The organism is Nonomuraea jiangxiensis, from assembly GCF_900099965.1.
GTDB classification, from domain to species: Bacteria; Actinomycetota; Actinomycetes; order Streptosporangiales; family Streptosporangiaceae; genus Nonomuraea; species Nonomuraea jiangxiensis.
This window is the reverse complement of the sequence record NZ_FNDJ01000003.1, coordinates 1-16660: the sequence shown is the minus strand read 5'-3', so window position 1 is coordinate 16660 and position 16660 is coordinate 1. Positions and strand designations below refer to the sequence as shown.

Below are 16660 nucleotides of genomic sequence, written 5' to 3'. Positions count from 1 at the left end.
CTCTACTCCCCCATGGCCTCGCGCAGGCTGCGCGGGCGCATGTCAGTCCAGACCTGATCGATGTGGTCGAGGCAGCTCTGCTTCGCCCCTTCGTAACCGGTCTCCCGCCAGCCCTGCGGCAGGGGACGCTCGGCGAACCAGATGGAATATTGCTGCTCGTCGTTGACCACGACCTTGTACTGGCCGTCCCGCATGTCAGCGCCTTTCCTCCCGGGGGAGCCGGGTGATCGTCGTTGCCTGTTTCGGTGCGTCCTGGCCGCGCAGCTCCTCCACGAGCGCGGCCATGCCGGCCACGGTGGGAACCTGGAAGAGGCTGCGCATGGGCAGCCGGACGCCGATCTTCTTCCTGATGAGGGCGATGAGCTGGACCGCCACCAGCGAGTTGCCGCCCAGCTCGAAGAAGTCCTGCTCGACGCTGACGCGGCGGGAGCCGAGCACCTCGCCCCACAGCCCGGCGAGCGTGCTCTCCAGCTCGTTGCGGGGGGCGACGTGGTCGTCGGAGTCCACCCCGGCCTCGCCCGCGGCCCCGGCGGTGGCCAGTTCGTCGGCCACGGTGTCCTGGGTCAGCTCGCGTACCCCGGCCACGAACTCGGTCAGCTCGATGGCGTTGACCACGACCTGGGTGCCCAGGTCCGTGGCGAGCAGGCGGCGGAAGGCCTCGGCGCCGTCCGCCGGCGGGATGCCGCGCTTGGCTCCGTCGAGGTCCAGGGCGACGCCCGCGGTCGCGGACTCCTCCTTCACCGTCATGTCCTCGGCCGCCTGCCTGGCCCCCTCATCGACGGTGCGGGTCATCGCCTGCCGGTCGATGCGCCTGAGCACGAAGTCCGAGATGGTCACGACGCGCTCGCCGGCGTCGTCGTACAGGGTGAGGTCGACGGCCAGCACCTCGCCGCCGCCGGTGTCGCGGAGCCGGGCGTGGCTCCACACCGCGTCCGGGAGCGGCGCGTGCACGGTGATGCGGCCGTAGCCGAGCGGCAGGTAGCTGTGCTCGCCGGCGACGGCGACGAACGCGGTGGCCTCGTCCAGCAGCGCCGGGTGCAGGGGCAGGATCCCCAGCTCGGCGGCGACCTGGGGGCCGGCGACCAGCTGGGCGAGCTGCTCGTTCTGGCCTAGCCGCACATCGCGCAGGCTGCTCCACCGCGGCCCGAACGTGAGCAGCCCGGACGCCGACGCGAACGGGTTGCCGTCGCCGGTGCCGTGGGTGCAGCGCGCCCGCGCCTCGGCCAGCTCCCCGGCTAGCTGCTCCGCCACGACCCAGGCCGCCGAGCCCCTGGCGTGCTGGGTCGGCTCACCGCCGGTGACGCTGACCACCTCGAAGTCCATGCCGTCGCCGGTGGGGGTGAGCAGCACCCGCACCTCGGCGCTGGCCCCCTCGGCGACCGGCAGCGGCGCGACGAACGCGACGTCGCGCAGCTCGATCACGTGTCCGGGCGCGGGACGCGGCACGGCCGCCTCGAACGCGGCGCGGGCGGTCTCCAGATAGCCGGTGCCGGGCATCACCGGCACCCCGGCCACCCGGTGCTCGTCCAGGAGCCAGTGCGTCTCGGGCGACAGGGTCGCGGCGTACCAGGGCTGGCGGCCGGCGCTCTCGTGCCGGTGGCTGAGCACCGGGTGGTCCAGCCTGGTCACCCGGTCGCCGCGCTGCAGGGCGCGGAACGCCACCGGGGCGGCGACCTCGGCGGCCATGCCGACCTCCAGCCAGGCACCCCAGTTCACCGACAGCACCCGGCCGGGCCAGACGTGCGCGTACGCGTCCATGAAGTTGTTGGCCGCGCAGTAGTCGACCTGGCCGAACCCGCCCGCGACGGCGGTGATCGACGAGCAGAGCAGGACGAAGTCGAGCGGCTGGTCGCCGAACACCTCATGCAGCGCCAGCGTGCCGGCGATCTTGGGTGCCATGACGTCGTCGGCGGCCCGGCGCTCCTTGACCTCGGCCATGCCGCCGCCGGGCACCCCGGCCGCGTGCACGATGCCATCGACGCGCCCGAACCTGGCGAGCGCCTCGTCCCTGACCCGGCGCAGCGACTCGGGGTCGGTCACGTCGGCGGCCACCACGAGGACCTCGGCGCCCGCCTGCTCCATGCGGCGGACGGCGGCGACGGCCCGCCGCACCCGCTCCGGTGCCCCGTCGAGCGCGCCCCAGTCCGCCCGGGGCGGCAGCCCGGAGCGGCCGAGCAGGACCAGCCTGGCCTGGACGCGCGTGGCCACGTCCTCGGCCAGGGTGAGGCCGATGCCGCCGAGGCCGCCGGTGATGACGTACACGCCGTTCGGGCGCAGCGGGTCGTCCTGCGGCGGCAGCGGCACCGGCTCGAAGCCGCGCACCCAGCGGCGGCCGGCGCGCAGCGCGACGGGGGACGGCGGCTCGCCCTCGGCCGGCTCGCCGGGCTCGGCGGCCAGTTCGGCGAGCACCTTCGCCGCGTCGTACGGTCCCGTCTCCAGATCGAGGTGGCGGGCCGTCAGCCAGCGGGCCTCCAGCGGGACCACGCCGGTGATGCCGGCGACGGTGGCGTGCTCGGGCCGATTGACGTCCTGGCCGGTGACGCCCTGCGTGCCGGCGGTCAGGATGTCGAGCTGGACCCCCGCCTCGCGCTCGGCGCCGGCCAGCGCCTGCACCAGGGCCAGCAGGCTGTGGAAGCCGAGGTCCTGGGCGGCGGTGGCCGCCGCGGCCGTGGTCGCGGCGGCGCCGTCCAGCGCCCAGGCGTGGATGATCCGGCCCGGTACCCCGGTTTCCGCGAGCAGCGCCTCGTAGTCGTCGCGCTCGGCCGGGCGGATGGTGATCGTGCCGTCGGGGGCGGTGCCGTACGAGCTGCCGGGGACCACCCGGACGGCGTCGGCACCGGCCGCGCGCAACCCGTCCAGCAGCGGCTCGGCGGCGGGGCCCGCGAACACCAGGCAGCGGAGGCCGGCGAGCGCGGCGGTCCCGGCCGGGGTGACGGGCGCCTGACGCCAGGCGGGCACCGAGAACCACTCCTCCACCGGCAGGGCCCCCGTACGCGGCGGCCGGGGGAAGATCAGCTCGGGGTCGAACGCGGTCCGCACCCAGTGGTCGGAGCGCTCGTACGGGTAGGCCGGCAGCGGGACGCGGCGGGCGGGCTCGGTCAGCGCGTCGGTGTCCAGCGGGACGCCCGCCGTCCACAGGGCACCGGCCGCCGCGTAGAGGATCTCCAGGTCGGGCCTGCCGTCGGAGGGGCCGGGAAGGCTGGGCAGCGGCCGCGGGGCGGTGCGGGGGAGCTGGGTCCTGGCCAGGCCGGCGAGCTGGCGGCCAGGCCCGCACTCCACCAGCCGCCACTCGCCCTCGGCGGCGAGCGTCGCCACGCAGTCCCCGAACAGGACGGTCTCGCGCAGGTGGCGCGTCCAGTAGGCGGGGTCGGTGGCCTGTTCGGCGGTGATCCAGGTGCCGGTGACGTTCGACAGGAAGGGCAGGGTGGGGGCGTGCCGGGCCGCGGCGGCGACGGCCTCGTGGAAGTCGCCGAGTATGGGGTCCATCATCGCCGAGTGGAAGGCGTGCGACGTGCGCAGCGCGGTGTGCTCCACGCCCTTCTCGCCGAGGGTGGCGGCGTAGGCGGCGACCAGCTCGCCGGGTCCGGCGACGACGCAGGTGCCGGGGCCGTTGACGGTGGCGATCGACAGGCCCTCCGGCAGGTCCCGGCGCACCTCCTCCTGGTCACGGCGTACGGCGAGCATGGCGCCGGGCGGCATGCTCTGCATGAGCCGGCCCCGGGCGGCCACCAGGCGCAGCGCGTCGGGCAGGGGGAAGACGCCGGCGACGGTGGCGGCCACGTACTCGCCGATGCTGTGGCCGATCATCGCGGCCGGCTCCACACCCCAGGAGCGCCACAGGGCGGCCAGCGCCCACTCCACCGTGAACAGCGCGGGCTGGGTGAGCGCCGTCTGCCGCAGCCGCTCGTCGGCGGCCTCCCGCTCGTCCTCGGCGGGGAAGAGCAGCGTACGCAGGTCCAGGCCGAGCTCCTCGTGCAGGATCGCCGCGCACTCGTCGACCGCGGCGGCGAAGACGGGCTCGCTCCGGTAGAGCCCGGCGCCCATGCCCGCGTACTGCGCGCCCTGGCCCGAGAACAGCCAGGCCACCTTGGGCGTGCCCGCCTTGCCCTTGACCAGCCGGCGCGGGGTGGTCAGCGCCGTGACCGCGTCGGCGGCGTCGGTGGCCACCACGGCGGCCCGGTGCGCGTACCGGCGGCGGCCCGCCCGCAGCGTGTAGGCCACGTCGGCCAGGTCGGTCTCCCGGTCCTTGAGGTGGTCGGCCAGCCCGGCCACGGCGGCGTCCAGCGCGGTCGCGGTGCGGGCCGACAGCAGCAGCAGCTGGGCGGGGCGCGGCTGGGTGGTGGGCAGCGGCGCGGGCGGTGCCTGCTCGACGACCACGTGCGCGTTGGTGCCGCCGATGCCGAAGGAGCTGACGCCCGCCCGGCGCGGGAAGCCGTTCGTCTCCCACTTGGTCAGCGTCGAGACCACGTGGAAGGGGTTGGTGCCGAAGTCGATGCGCGGGTTCGGCGTCTCGTAGTTGAGGCTCGGCGGGATCATGCCGTGCTCCAGCGCGAGCACGGTCTTGATGAAGCCCGCGATGCCGGCGGCGGGGCCGAGGTGGCCGATGTTGGTCTTGACCGAGCCGATGCCGCACCAGCCAGCCTCGTCAGTGTCCGCGCCGAGCACGCTGGACAGCGCCGCCACCTCGATCGGGTCGCCCAGCGCGGTGCCGGTGCCGTGCGCCTCGACGTAGGTGACGGTACGCGGGTCGACCTGGGCGACGCCCAGCGCCTGGGAGACCGCCGCGGCCTGGCCCTCGGAGCTCGGCGCGGAGAAGCCCACCTTGGTGGCGCCGTCGTTGTTGATCGCGTTGCCGATCACCACGGCGCGGATGTGGTCGCCGTCGGCGACGGCGTCGGACAGCCGCTTCAGCACGGCCATGCCGCCGCCACCGCCCCAGATCGTGCCGGCCGCGGAGGCGTCGAACGCGCGGCAGTGCCCGTCGGCGGCGTAGATGCCGTCCTGGTGATAGTGGTATCCCCACTCGGCGGGCAGCTCCAGGGAGGCGCCGCCGGTCAGCGCCATGTCGCACTCGCCGCTGCGCAGCGCCTCGCACGCCACGTGCAGGGCGACGAGCGAGGAGGAGCAGGCGGTGTGCAGGGTCAGGCTGGGGCCGCGCAGGTCGAGCTTGTACGACACCAGCGTGGCCAGATAGTCGGGGTGGTTGCCGGTGTAGACGGCGAGGTTCCCGACGGAGGAGAACACCTTCTTGTTGGGCCGGATGTACATCCATTGGTATTCGTCCGACCCGATGGCCCCGTAGACCCCGATCTCCCCGGAATACCGGGCCGGATCGTACCCGGCGTCGTCCAGGGCGGTGCTGGCCAGCTCCAGGAACATCCGCTGCTGCGGGTCCCGCAACTCCGCCTCGCGCGGGGACATGCCGAAGAAGGCGGCGTCGAGGGCGCCGTAGTCGGCCGCGATGGAGCACGCCGAGACCCACGTCGGATCGTCGACCAGGTAGTCAGGGACGCCGAGCGCCTGCTGCTCCTCCCGCGTGTAGAAGCGCACCGACTCGACGCCCCCGACCAGGTTGCGCCAGTAGGCGGAGACGTCCTCGGCACCGGGGAGACGGCAGGCCAGGCCGACGACCGCGATCGGCTCGACCCCGGGTCCCTCGTCGTCGTGGTTCAGCGCAGCGGTCATTCTTTACTCTCCCGTCTGGCCCGGTGGGGCCGAGTTGAGGGTCGTGCCTGGCGCGCCGCGACCCGCCGGGCCGCGCGCTCCGATCCCGCGGTGCGCCGCTCGCCGTCGAGGTGCGCCGCGAGCGTCCGTACGGTCGGGAAGCGGAACAGGTCCACGATCGGCACCTCGCGCCCGAGCGAGGCGGCGAGGCGGGCCTGGACCTGAGCGGTGGCGAGCGAGTGCCCGCCGATCTCGAAGAAGTTCGCGTCGGCGGAGACCCGCGGCAGGCCGAGGACCTCCCGCCAGATCCCGGCGACGAGGCGCTCGGTCGGGGTGGTGGGCTCCTGACCGTGCCCGGGCGCGGCCCGCGGGGGCGGGGCGGGCAGGGCGGCCCGGTCGACCTTGCCGTTCGGCGTCAGCGGCAGCGCCGGCAGGAGCACCAGCTCGGCGGGGACGGCGTAGTCGGGCAGGCCGGCCGCGAGGTGACGGCGCAGCTCGCCGGCCTGCACGGCCGCGCTCTCCGGCACCGCGTAGGCGTGCAGCACCCGGCCTCCCGGCTGCTCGGCCACCTTCGCGGCGGCGGCCCGGACGCCGGGGTGCGCGGTCAGCGCCGCCTCGATCTCGCCCAGCTCCACCCGGTAGCCCCGGATCTTGACCTGTCCGTCGGCCCGCCCGGCCGGCACCACCCGGCCCTCAGGGTCGTGGCGGCCGAGGTCCCCGGTGCGGTAGCGGGCCGTCTCGCCGTCCGGCTCGCGGGTGAAACGCAGCCGGGTGAGCTCGTCGTCCAGGTACGCCTCCGCCAGCCGGCGGCTCCTGATCACCACCTCGCCGAGCTCGCCCACGGCGGCCGGGGCGCCGTCGGCGTCCAGCACCAGCAGCTCCGCCCCGTCCACGCCGTGGCCGACCGGCACCGGGTCGCCGGTTTGCGGGACCGGGCCGGTGATCTCGTACACGGCCTGCGCCTGGGGGGTCTCGGTGGTGCCGTAGGTGTTGACCAGGCGGGCCTTCGGCGCCACCGCCGCGAACCTGGCCACGTCCGCGTAGGTCAGCCGGTCCCCGCCGAACAGCACCAGCCGCAGGTCGGGCAGCTCCACCCCGGCCGCGGCGATCAGCGTGGCGAGCTGGGGGGTCAGGTGCGCGACCGTGACGGCCCGCTCCCGCAGCCACGCCGCCAGCCGGGCCGGGTCGCGGACCCGGTCCTGGCCCGGCACGTGCAGCGTCGCCCCCAGGGTCAGCGGTGTCCAGGCGTCCCGCAGCAGCGGGTCGTGCGCCAGCCCGGCCAGCAGCGCGAACCGGTCGTCCGCGGTCAGCTCGAACTCGGCCGCGTACCAGGCCAGGAAGCGGGCCAGCGGGCGCTCGGCGGCCCGTACCGGCTTGGGCTCGCCGGTGGTGCCGGAGGTGAACGCCAGATATCCCCGCCCCTCGAACGCCACCGGGAACGACGCCTCCCCGGTCCCGCCCGCCGGCCGGGGAGGCCAGGCGAGTTCGGGAAGCCAGGCCAGCTCGGGGGGCACGGGAACGCCGGGGCAGGCGATGAGGGCGCGGGCCCCGGCGGAGCGGGCCTGGGCCGCCAGGCGGGCGGGCGGCAGGGCCGAGTCGAGCACGGCCCAGCGGGCTCCGGCCCCCAGGACACCGAGCATCAGGGCGGGCAGCTCGTAGGTCCGGGCGGCCAGGATCGCGACCGTGTCGCCCGGCCGTACCGCCGCGGACACGGCGTCACCGGTCGCCGCCGCCAGGCGGGCCAGCTCGGCATAGGTCAGCTCGCCCTCCTCACCGGCGACCGCCACCCGATCCCCGCCGGTCCCCGCGAGCGTGACCTGGTCGAGCCCGGCCTGCGCGAGAACGCGTTCCACCACGCCGGGGCCGTCCCAGGCGGGCAGCGGGCCGGTCCCGTCGGGGAGCCTCGTCCGGCCGTCCTGACCGGGCAGAGGCTGCCCGGGGCGGAGGGAGGCGCGCCGGACCGGCCGCTCGGGAGCGGTGACCAGGTCGCCGAGGATGCGGAGGTAGCCCGCGAGCAACTCCTCGATCCGCTCGCCCCGGAACAGCCGCGGGTTGTACACGGCCTGCAGCACGTAACGCCCGTCCCGTTCGCCGACGTACAGGGTCAGGTCGAACAGTGCCCCCGGCAGCCCGGGCGGCAGCGGGACGGCCGTGACGCCGGGCAGGTCCAGCCGCGGCTCGGTGAAGTCGTACATGTTGAACAGGACCTGGATCAGCGGGTTCCTGGACAGGTCGCGGCCGGGGCCGAGCCGGTCGACCAGCCGCTCCAGGTGCACGTCGAGATGGGCCAGCGCGCCGGACAGCGTCTCCTGGCAGCGCGTCACGTGCGCCTCGAAGGTCTCGCCGTCCTCGACCCGCAACCGTACCGGCAGCACCTGTACCAGGCACCCGGTGAGCGGGTGGAAGGCCGGGTCGCGCCGGTCGGCGACGGGCGCCCCGACGATCAGGTCGTGTTGTCCGGTGAGTCGCCGCAGCACCTGCGCGAACGCCGCCAGCATCACCGAGTACGGGGTGCCGCCCAGCCGCGTGGCCAGCGCGCGCACCCCGGCGCTGACGGCGGCGTCGGCCTCCGCGGTGGCGCCGGCCCCCTCGAACGTCTGCACGGCCGGGCGCGGATGGTCGCGGGGCAGGTCGAGCACGCTGGGGGCGCCCTCCAGGTGGTCCCGCCACCACTCCAGGTCCGCCTCCTTGTTCCGCCCGTCGAGGTAGGCCACGTACCCGCCGAACGACGTGCGCAGCGGGGGGAGCGCCGCGTCGCGGTAGGCGCGCCCGAGGTCGTCGTAGAGCACCTGCTGCGACCAGCCGTCGAACACCAGGTGGTGCGCCGTGATGGCCAGCACGTGCTCGTCGCCGGCGATCCGCAGCAGCCGGGCCCGCCACAGCGGCCCCTCCGCCAGGTCGAAGGCGAGCCTGGCCTCGGCCTCCAGCCGCTCGGCCACCTCCGGCTCGGTCACGTCCTCCACCGGCAGCGGCACCGGGCCGGGTGGCGACACGGCGACGGCGGGCACCCCGTCCGACTGCGGGACGCGCCAGCGCAGCACCTCGTGCCGCTCGGCCACCGCCGCCAGGGCGGCGCGCAGGGCGGCCACGTTCAGCGGGCCGGACAGGCGCTGCGCCATCGCGATGTTGTGCACGGGCGTGCCGGGCGCCAGCCGCTCCACGAACCACATCCGCCGCTGCACCGCCGACAGCGCGGCCGACGCGTCGGCGAGCGGCTCGTCCCGCACCGGCGGGGCGAGCTCGACCCGGCGCGCGATACCGGCCACGGTACGGCCCGCGAGCACGTCGCTGACCTCGATCTCCCTGCCCAGCCCCGCACGCAGCAGGGCGGTCAGGCGCATGGCCACCAGGGAGTGCCCGCCGCAGGCCAGGAAGTCGTCCTCCGGTCCCGGCTCCTCGCTCCCGAACGCCTCGGCCCAGGCCGCCGCGACGCCGCGCTCGGTCTCGCTCGCCAGGACGCCACGCGCGTTCTCGCCCGCCGGGGAAGTGCCGGTCGCCGGGGTCGCGGCGCGGTGGGCGCGCAGGGCCGCCATGTCGATCTTGCCCGCCACGGTCAGCGGCAGCACGGCCAGCCGTACCACCCTGGTCGGCACCATGTACGCGGGCATGCTCTCCAGACAATGAGCCCGCACCTCGTCGATGCCGGGCGCGTTCTCCGGGGCGAGGTAGGCGGTCAGCTCCTTCAGCCCCGCCGGACCGGGCGACACGTCCGCCACCGCCTGCCGCACGTCGGGGTGCGCACGCAGCACCGCCTCGATCTCGCCGATCTCGACGCGCTGCCCCTGGACCTTCACCTGCCGGTCCAGCCGCCCGATGAAGCCGATGCGGCCGTCCTCCTCCAGTACGACCAGGTCCCCGGTGCGATACATGCGCGCGCCCGGCCCGCCGTACGGGTCGGGCACGAACCGCTCGGCCGACAACCCCGGCCGGTCCAGGTAGCCCCGGGCCAGCTGCGGGCCGCCGATGCACAGCTCTCCCGGCGTGCCGGGCGGGCAGGGCCGGAGCTGGTCGTCGAGGATGTACGCCTGGCAGCCCGGCAGCGCGTACCCGATGGGCAGCGGCCGGTCCCAGGCACCCGCCAGTTCGGTGCCGACGACGCACACCGTGGTCTCGGTCGGCCCGTACCAGTTGTGGAAGCGCCGCCCGCCCGTCGCCCAGCGGGCCACCTGCTCGGGCCCGGCCGGTTCACCGGCGGTGAGCAGATCGCGTAGCCAGGGCAGCCGCTCCGGCTCCAGCAGCGGCAGCAGCGCGGGCGGGATCGTGCCCCAGGTCACCCGGTGCCGCTCCAGGAAGCGCTGGAGCCGGACCGGATCGACCCGGTCCTCCTCGGGGATGAGCATCACGGACCCGCCCCGCGCGAGCGGGGCGAAGACGTCCAGCACCGACACGTCGAACCCGAGCGCCGCGAACCCGATCGACCGGCATCCGGCGTCCAGCCCGAACACCTCGCCCGCCATCGTCACGAAGGTCACCGCCGAGGCATGGCTGACCACCACCCCCTTGGGACGCCCGGTCGAGCCCGAGGTGTAGAGCACGTAGGCCGCCGCACCCGGCGGCGCGACGCCCGTGGGCGGCTCGCTCGCGCCGGCGGCGATGACGGGCTCGCCGTCCCCCGGCCGGGTCGCCGTTTCGACGTGGACGGGCAGCCCGGCCAGCAGGTCCGCGCCGGTCTCGTCGGTGACGACCGTGGTGATCCCGGCGTCCTCGATGATCCCGGCGAGCCGCCGGCGCGGGTGCGAGGGGTCCAGCGGCACGTACGCGCCCCCGGACATGAGCACGCCCAGAACGCAGACCAGCAGCTCAGGAGTGCGGCGATGGCAGATGCCGATCCGGACCTCGGGCCCGGCGCCGAGCTCGCGCAGCCGGTGGGCCAGCGCCGCGGCGGCGGAGACCAGCTCGCGGTAGGTCAGGCCCTCGTCCCCCTGCCACACGGCCGTCGCGTTCGGAGTGCGCCCGGCCTGCGCCAGGACGAGGTCATGAAGAAGCGCCCCGTTGGTCACCCAGTCCCCCCGTTACCCCGCCTGTTCTGCCGGCATGTCAAATCTCAGCCGCACCCTGTCGTGCGGCACAGCGACTGCTCCCAACGCTTCTCCCCGGGTGGTGTGCAGAGGTAGGTGGACGACCTGCCAGCGGGCCAGCCGGTCCAGTCCCGGGCCGGCCTGGGCACGCCAGGGACCGGGGTCGGCGAGGTCAGGGAAGCTGACCGCCGTGGGATCGGCCCCCCGGCCGTCGGCGGCCATCAACGCCCGTTTCGCGGTGACGGCGCGTGAGGCCAGCCACCGCCGGTCCTCCTCGGCGGCGTCCTCGATCTGCTCGTGCTCGTCCCCGTTCAGCTCGGACAGGCCGTCGTCCGGCCCCCCGAGATCCAGCGCGCGCAGAAGGGACACCCCGGTCCCGGGTTCCCCGGTTGCCGTGGGGTCGCCCGTGGGGTTCGTGCTGACCGCGGCCAGCAGGGTCAGGTCGTCGGAGTGGCTCGTGCTCACCGCGGCCCGACCGGCGTAGTGGCGCAGGACCGTGCCGTGGTCGGTGGGCCGGCCCAGCCAGAGGTGGACCTCGTCCGGCTCGGGCAGGGCGGGCTCGGCCGCCAGGTCGGCGGCGATGAGCGCGGCCAGCTCGGCCGGGCGGTCCTTGACGAACAGGTGGCCGCCGCGCAGCGTACGCAGGCGGAAGCCGCCGGTGGTGTGCCTGGCCCAGCCGAGCATGTCCGCCGCGCCGACCTCCCCGTCCTCCAGACCGGTGAAGGCCACGATGGGGGAGTCGATCGGGGGTTCGGGGGCGAAGGCGTAGTTCCTGATCCAGACGAAGTCCGACCGCAGCACCGGCATCATCAGCTCCCGCAGCTCCGGCATGTGCTTGAGCTCGGGTAGCGCGCCCGACCTGCGGACGAGCTGGTCGATGAAGGCGTCCTCGGGCAGGTCGACGGCCGCCGCCAGCGGCACCCGGCGATCCGGCGCGTGCGCGCCGCCGACGTACAGTCTCGACGGCTGGCGCAGGCCGCGCCGGCGCAGCTCGCGGACCACCTCGAAGGCCAGGCGGGCGCCCATGCTGTGGCCGTACAGGGCGTACGGCTCGTCCGTGGCGGGGGCCACCTCGTCGGCGATCTCGTCGATGGTGAAGGCCGGCGGTTCGGCGATGCGGTTCTCCCTGCCGGGGAGCTGGATGGGGACCACAGTGAGGTCGGCGAGTTCGCGGAGGAGCCCGGCGTAGGCGCTGGCGCCTCCTCCGGCGTACGGCAGGCAGAACAACGTGCGGGCGGGGCGTGGATCCATGGGGTGGGGGTCCTGCGCCGCCGCGGCTAGCTGGCCGCTGATCGCCCAGCACCTCCCCTGGGGGAGGTCGCCACCCGCGGTGCCCGCGGCCTGGGTAACGATGTCGATTGGGTGATTCGTCGCTGAATAGAGAGGTCGTCAACCGCCATGTTACGGCGCTCCTCGACAATTTCCTCGAAACAACATCGAAATAGGGAGTTGTGCGATCTGTCTTGTCAAAGCGTGTGATCTCACGCCGTTGCACGACATCAACTCTTATATCGATGTTCTCGGGGTGGAGTCAACGGCGTATTAGGGGGCGCCCCTTACCTCCTGGCGGATAACTGGATTCACCCCCGGGGGACTCTTGCACCGCCGGGCATGCGATGATAGATGCGGCCGAACCCCAATAGGACCGTAACCAGGATTCGGGCGACCGAAACTCCTCCGCAACGCTTTGGCGTGATAAGTGGCGGTTTTGTCTGGTTTGAGATGTTCATCACGAACCGCCGAAGGGGAAGGGCAGGGCCTGTCGAAGTGTGGCACGGCCTTCTGTCGTCCCCTGACAACGACTCGACACAAGCTCTGTGCGGCAAAGTAAGAAGCACCGCCGGCCGTCCCGGATCGCCGGCGTCCCGCGCTGTGTTCACTCGCCTCCGGACTCCTTTGTCGCCGGGCGTGTCAAGTAGCGGTGAAACTTTCAAGTATCGGGCGGCCCGATTGTCTTGTCGCCCTAACCCCGGCTCGGGGCACACCGAAACTCCGGCTCGACGTGCGCGATCGGGACGACGCCCACGCTCGGCCCCGTCCTCGCGGCCGGATATTCGGCTTATTAATCCGAATATGCAATCCCGAATTCATTTCCCGGCGACCGCGCCGGGCGGCCCATTGAATAAGACCAATTCATCCGAGAAGCGAACGCCGGTTCCCGCACGGCTGCCGGCGGAACCGCGATATCCACGAACACGGGACGGAAGCCGTTCGCTTTGATGAGCCCGTGCGCCGCACAGCTTTCGCCTGCCCGTTGCCGATCGCGGTCATCCGCGAGCTGATCGGCGTTCAGGAGGGGATGAGCGCCAACTACGACCCGCGCCGTTTCGACGGCCCTGGCCGGCTCGACCTGACCCGTGAGCGGGGCTCGCGGCGGGAGTCGCACGTGGGCTTCGGCCATGGGCCGCACTATTGCCTGGCACACAGCGGGGCGGAGATCCCCTTCTACCCGCTGTTCCTGGCCAAGCTGCCGGTGCGGTCGGCGTGAAAGAGGGCCGACCACCGGCGGCGGTGTGCGCCGGTGGTCGGTCGAGGGTGGTTACCAGCCTCCGGCGTGGCCGTCCTTGCGCGGGTCGGAGCCGGCCCGGTAGACGCCGTTCACCGGGCGTTCGTAGGCTTCACCGGTACGGGGGCCGTCGCCCCTGGGCAGGATGGGCTTGGGCAGGCGCGGGTCCGGCTCGAAGAGGATGCCCTGATAGCCGCCCGCGTGGCCGTTGGCCCGGTTGAGCCGGTGGCCCATCTCCTGGAGTTTCGGCCCGACGAGATCGAACAGGTATGTGTCCAGGCTGGTGACGTCGTTCTCCTGGCTGTGGTCGAAGCGGGCGACGTCGGTCGTGGCCTGAACGTTCATGCCGAGATCGATCATGTTGACGATGTGCTGCGCGTGGGCCTGTGGCTGGGTGCCGCCGCCCATGTTGCCGAACGCCATCACCGGCTGACGATCCTTGGTGATGAAACTGGCGATGATGGTGATGAAGGGCCGCTTACGCGGCTCCACCACGTTGGGATGGGCCTCGTCGAGGGTGAACCCGGACCCCCGGTTGGCCAGGACGAACCCGTAGCCCGGGACGGTGACCTTGGACCCGAAGGTGGAGTAGACGCTGTTGACCAGGGAGACCATGTTCCCCCAGCGGTCGGCCGTGGCGAAGTAGACGGTGCTGCCCTGGTCGGCGCCGTTGACGTCGAGCGGCGTCGCCCGGTCGGGATCGATCCGGTCGCACAGCGTCGCCGCGTATTCCTTGGAGAGCAGGCGGTCGAGCGGGGCCGGGTCGAACTTGGGGTCGGCGTTGTAGCGGTGCAGGTCGGAGTAGGCGAGCTTCTTCGCCTCGATGAGCAGGTGCCAGTAGCGCGGCTCACGCGGTCCCAGCTCGGCCAGGTCGAAGCCGAGCCGCGGGGCGCACACGTCGAGGATGTTCAGCATCTCCAGGGCGGCGAAGCCCTGCCCGGGCGGCGGCAACTGGTGCACCTGGTAGCCGTGGTACTCGGTGGAGAGCGGCGTCACCCATTCCGACCGGTACTCGGAGAGGTCGTCCGCCGCGATCACCCCGCCGGCGGTCTGGGACTTCTCCACGATGGCCCTGGCGATCGGGCCCTTGTAGAAGGCGTCCCGGCCGTCCTTCTGGATCAGGCGCAGCGCGCGGGCCAGGTCGGGGTTCTGGAAGACGCTGTACAGCTGAGGGGCCTGCCCGCCGGGGAGCCAGGTCTTCGCCGAGTCGGGGTCCTCCCTGAGCGAGTTGACCGTCGACCGCCACTGGCCGTGCATCACCTCGTGGATGGGGAAGCCGTCCTCCGCGTAGGAGGCGGCCGGCTCCAGCACCTCCTTGAACCCCATGCTGCCGAAGCGCTTCAGGAGCGCGTCCCACCCGGAGACGGTGCCCGGGATGACCGCGGAGTTGATTCCCCGGCCGGGGACCTCGTCGACGCCGAGCGTGTTCTTGAAGTAGTCGACGGTCCACGCCTTGGGCGCCCAGCCGCTCGACGCCAGCGAGTAGAGCTTCTTGTCCTTCGCCGACCAGACGATCGCGAACAGGTCGCCGCCGAGCCCCGTGCTCATGGGCTCAACGGTGCCCAGCGTCGCCGACGCGGCGACGGCGGCGTCCACCGCGTTGCCGCCGGCGAGCAGGATCCGCTCCGCGGCGGCGGTGGCCAGCGGGTTGCTCGTGGCGGCGATCCCGTTGCGGGCCAGCACCTCCGAGCGCGTCTGGTCCAGGTATCCGGCGGGGCGGGTCGCCGGAACCGCTTTGTTGTTCGCGCCGGGATTGGGCGTTGCGGCGTTCGGCTTTCCGAAAGGAGTTTCGGAGCCTGATTGAGGTTGGGCGAGCCCCATTCCGGGGGCCGCGTTGAGCAGGACGAGGAAGGCGGCGGCTGCTAATAGCCGACCCGTGCGCCTCATGGATCTCCCTCTCTGCCTGGTGCCGGTGAAATTCACATACCGTATACAGAATGTGACATGTGATCCAGACTGGTGCAATGAACACTTAGTCGGGCCCCTTGTCGGGACTCATCACATTCGATGGCACCCTGCACCCGGCACCAGCCCGGGGAGTACACCGGCATCAACGGCAGCGCTTTTCGGGCAACCCGTACGAGAGGTTTCGGTCACCCGCGCTCGCCCGGGTTCGGGACGAGCGCGGGAACCTGACGTGGTTACCGAGACGTCAGCGCTTCATGCCGTGTTCGATGGCCTTGATGATCCGCGGCCGCATCTCGGCGACGCTGATGATCGCGTCCACCGAGCCGACCTCCACCGCGCGCTGGATGCTGTGCACCCGGTCGAACTCCGCGGCGACCTCGCCGAGCTTCTCCGCCCGCACGGCGGACTGCACCTCGGCGAGCCGGGCGTTCAGCGCCGCCCGCTCGGCGCCGCTGGCCGCCGCGACCCGCGTCTGCAGCTCGGTCACCCGCGGGTCGGTCGCGGTGCGGTTGTTCACCTCACCGGAGAACACCACGGCCGCCGCCGGGGCACCGCCGAGCACCGAGGCGAACGAGCCCTCCAGCGCCAGCACGGTCATGTTCGGGTTGAGCGCCTTGGAGAAGACCACGAACGCGCCGCCGTGGTAACGGGAGATCACGCAGAACACGATCGGCCCGTCGAAGTTGACGATCGCCCGGCCGATCTCGGCCCCGTACTCCAGCTGCAGCTTGCGCAGCGACTCCGGCGAGCCGTCGAACCCGGACAGGTTCGCCAGCACCACCAGCGGCCGGTTGCCGGACGCCGCGTTGATCGCCCGCGCGGTCTTCTTCGACGAGCGCGGGAACAGCGTGCCCGCGGTGTAGGTGTCCGGCCCGTCCGTGGGCGGGAAGCCGCGCCGCGGCACCGAGCGCGACTCGATACCGATCAGGCATACCGGCCACCCGCCGATGTGCGCGTCCTGCACCGCCGACGTCTCGGCGTCGGCCATGCCCGCCCACCGCTCCAGCACCGGGTGGTCCTGGTCGGCCAGGGCGCGCATCACCGTACGGATGTCGAACGGCTTCTTGCGGTCCGGGTTGTACTCGGACGAGAAGATCTCGCCGACGGTGGTGAAGTCGCTGCCCGCGATCGCGTGCGGGAACGGAGAGACGTCGCGGTCCACCGGGTCGGTGGTGTGGGCCTGCCGCGGTGACGTCTCGCCGGGCACGACGTAGGTGTGGTCGTAGTGGGCCATCAGCACGTCGCGGGCGGCCGGAATGGTGGGCGCCCAGTATTGTGCCTGGCCGTTCGGCCCCATCACCCGGTCGTAGCCGCCGATGCCGAAGTTGTCCTCGGCCGAGACGCCGCCGGAGAAGTCCAGCGCCTGCTTGCCGGTGAGCACCATCGCCGAGTCCGGCGTCATCACCAGGATGCCCTTGGTGTGCATGAGCATCGTCGCCTCGGCGTTCCAGTACGGCTGGGCGCCGACGTTGATCCCGGAGACCACCACGTTGATCTCGCCGCCGGCCTGGGTGAACGTGACGATCCGCTTGAGCGCGGCCGCGACCCAGTCCATGTTCTCGGT

The 16660-nt window shown here is 73.0% G+C and carries 7 protein-coding genes; 1 reads left to right on the top strand and 6 read right to left on the bottom strand.

What is annotated here, in order from left to right; all coding sequences use genetic code 11:
• Positions 1 to 2: 2 nt before the first annotated feature.
• The 4 genes from BLS95_RS55460 to BLS95_RS06445 are packed head-to-tail and all read right to left on the bottom strand — an operon-like array spanning position 3 to position 11933.
• Complete coding sequence (locus BLS95_RS55460) at positions 3 to 194, bottom strand: MbtH family protein (RefSeq protein ID WP_176993054.1); 192 nt, start codon at positions 192 to 194, stop codon at positions 3 to 5.
• A gap of 1 nt (position 195) precedes the next feature.
• Entirely contained in the window at positions 196 to 5685 is a 5490-nt protein-coding gene (locus BLS95_RS06455) for a type I polyketide synthase (protein ID WP_090929967.1), read from the bottom strand.
• Positions 5682 to 10664 (bottom strand): non-ribosomal peptide synthetase, encoded by a 4983-nt coding sequence (locus tag BLS95_RS06450; RefSeq protein ID WP_090929966.1) that lies wholly within the window; start codon positions 10662 to 10664, stop codon positions 5682 to 5684. Before BLS95_RS06450 ends, BLS95_RS06455 begins: the two co-directional genes overlap by 4 nt.
• A 12-nt stretch (positions 10665 to 10676) precedes the next feature.
• Complete coding sequence (locus BLS95_RS06445) at positions 10677 to 11933, bottom strand: thioesterase domain-containing protein (protein ID WP_090929965.1); 1257 nt, start codon at positions 11931 to 11933, stop codon at positions 10677 to 10679.
• Positions 11934 to 12909: 976 nt separating this feature from the next.
• Between BLS95_RS06445 and BLS95_RS58905 the strand changes: the two genes are divergently transcribed.
• Positions 12910 to 13170 (top strand): hypothetical protein, encoded by a 261-nt coding sequence (locus BLS95_RS58905; RefSeq protein WP_143043606.1) that lies wholly within the window; start codon positions 12910 to 12912, stop codon positions 13168 to 13170.
• Between the two features lie 51 nt (positions 13171 to 13221).
• Here BLS95_RS58905 and ggt read toward each other — a convergent pair whose 3' ends face one another.
• Both ggt and BLS95_RS06430 read right to left on the bottom strand, forming a co-directional pair.
• Positions 13222 to 15075, bottom strand: a complete 1854-nt coding sequence (gene ggt / locus BLS95_RS06435) for a gamma-glutamyltransferase (protein ID WP_090929963.1) — start codon at positions 15073 to 15075, stop codon at positions 13222 to 13224.
• A gap of 265 nt (positions 15076 to 15340) precedes the next feature.
• Positions 15341 to 16660 (bottom strand): carboxyl transferase domain-containing protein (locus tag BLS95_RS06430; RefSeq protein WP_281249953.1); only part of this gene is annotated, 1320 nt, incomplete at its 5' end.